At 34.4% G+C, this 2,219-nt stretch carries 4 protein-coding genes; 2 read left to right on the forward strand and 2 right to left on the reverse strand.

Annotation, left to right across the window (positions count from 1 at the left end; translation table 11 throughout):
• A partial coding sequence (locus tag AC1DTM_RS23475; RefSeq protein WP_477001012.1) for an alpha/beta fold hydrolase occupies window positions 1-301 on the forward strand: 301 nt, incomplete at its 5' end.
• Window positions 302-340: 39 nt separating this feature from the next.
• Here the strand turns inward: AC1DTM_RS23475 and AC1DTM_RS23480 are convergent.
• On the reverse strand, window positions 341-916 hold the full coding sequence (locus AC1DTM_RS23480; RefSeq protein ID WP_016104723.1) for a nucleotidyltransferase family protein: 576 nt from the start codon (window positions 914-916) through the stop codon (window positions 341-343).
• A 32-nt stretch (window positions 917-948) separates the two neighbouring features.
• A complete protein-coding gene (locus AC1DTM_RS23485; protein ID WP_002158032.1) occupies window positions 949-1,746 on the reverse strand; it encodes a lipid II flippase family protein in 798 nt (265 codons plus the stop codon).
• 191 nt (window positions 1,747-1,937) lie between these two features.
• On the opposite strand from AC1DTM_RS23485, the gene AC1DTM_RS23490 reads away from it, so the two are divergent.
• Window positions 1,938-2,219, forward strand: a 282-nt coding sequence (locus AC1DTM_RS23490; RefSeq protein ID WP_477001013.1) for an HAD hydrolase-like protein, incomplete at its 3' end; no start/stop codon positions are given.

A 2,219-nucleotide genomic window follows, 5' to 3' on the forward strand; every position in this document is an offset into this window, starting at 1 on the left:
CGATAGTTTATATAGTGACGAAGAGTGGGAACAATTTTCAAATCGTTCAAAAACCCATTTTGATAGATTAAAATCAGAGGGATTATGTCATACGTCATTATTATCAAAAATAAAAGATGTACAGAACCCAATGTTATTAATTGTAGGAAAACATGATGTAGTAACGTGTGAAAAGCAAATTGAAATATTTAATAAAGATGCTCAAAATGGGAAGCATATCATATTCGAAGAGAGTGGCCATACACCACATTATGAGGAAGCTGATCGATTTGCTGAAACAGTCATTCATTTTTTGAAATAAAAAAAGAAAGGGTGCTTCTAATAATGAGAAGCACCTTTTTTAAATTTCTGGATAAGTGATTGTAATGTTAGGCCATTTGCTTTGCCAATTCTTTTGATTAACCCTATTTTTGTACATATGTATTCGTTCTTTCGTTTCACGAAAATGGGCTGTAGGCTGCACTTGTAATGAAAGTACATCTTCAATTCCGCACGGGGATGTTAATATGACATTATTCTTCTCGTCTAATGTAACACCAAGTGCGGTTGCTGTTTCAGGAAATTTAGAAATAGCATCAACAGCAGAAGAATAAGGTGGCATGTTATTCACCACATGCATACGAGCTTGATTCTTTACTGACCAAGGGATAGTAGTATCCATATTCATTAGTTTCGTTTCTAACGATTGTTCGTATGTCTCATCTTTATGTAATTGATCAAAATAGATGACATCAACATCTGGTGTAGCTGTCCGTACTTCGTAGTTATGTAAAGTATCCCAAATTTTAGAACGAACAAACCCAGCGCAAATCCACCAATCAGGTAGCTCTAGTGATCTTGCAATTTGTAATACATTCATCATCCACGGATCATTTTGTATCAAGTGGATAATATCTTGTTCGGTTTTAATAGTCATTTGATAGTACACCTACTTTTTTAGAGAGTGAATTAATGCATAAGCTCAATAATCCATAAAATCCAGTAAGCACCTGGTACAAATAAAAGTTGTGCTAATAAGGTGCCGAGAAGTCTAGAAATCATTAGCCAGCCATACATTTTACTCATTGCTTCAGCACCCTTTTCTGATTGTAAAGCTCGTTCTGTTAAAAGAGCAATGCGTGGATCGAGTAGCACTGTTAATAAAATGGTAGCAAAACCATTAACAAGGCCAGAAGCTGTACTTGCATTTGTTGCGTAATCTGGGTTTAAAAAGGAAGCGTAAAGGGCTGAAAGGACACCCGCTGTATAAATTGCAGTAGCAAACATGTTGATAAGCATAATACGCTTTGGGATGCCACCGATCCGCATTCGATGAATCATTTCGAATTTTGGAAAGCGTACATACTTTTTTGTGTATTTTAATCTTTGAATGTTATTCGTCTTCATCATTCGAATGAATGAACCATCCGTTTCAAAGTTTTGAATAACGTATCCAAATAGCTTTGTCAAAGTTGGATAGAGTATAATCGCGAGCAATGTACCGACAGAAGCAGATAATAGAACGAGCCGTATAATATGCTCTAAATCAATAGAAGAATCTAGCTTTGCTTCATCGACAATACCACCAATTAAAAAAGCTTGTAGTAAGTTAGATGTTCTTGAAATAAGTAGTACCATTCCTACGATGGATAAGGCAACGACAATCTTTTTTAAACGTACACCAGCTAATCGAATACTATAAGAGCTAGTTTCAACTGCGTGGATAACAATTGTGAAAGCCATTATAAAAATTAACGTAATTGACATGTGTTTCACCAGTTTCTATTAAATTAATTATAACTTTTTCACTTTATCATATCTTTTGTGATTTTGTAACTGAAAGTATAAGGGGTAGAAAAAGTAATTTTCTGAAAAGTTGAATGGTGATAGTATAGTAAAGGTGTAAGTAGGAGAATGGCCTTAATGGGGTACATATAAAATCAGTGGGGGAATGAAATATGTATACAACATTTCTATTTGATTTAGATGGAACATTAACTGATCCGAAAGAAGGGATTATAAATTCTGTTCTATACGCGTTAGAAAAAATCGGGATCGAAGAAGTAAATATAAGCGAGTTAGATTCATTTATCGGTCCACCAATTCAACAATCTTTTGCAGATAGATATAATATGAATGAAATAGAAGTAGAACGAGCGGTGTTTTACTTTCGGGAATATTTAAAGCAAAGTGGTTTATTAGAGAATAAAGTATACGATGGAATTGGGGCCCTATTGCAA

The sequence above is a fragment of the Bacillus sp. P4_D3 genome (assembly GCF_056401855.1).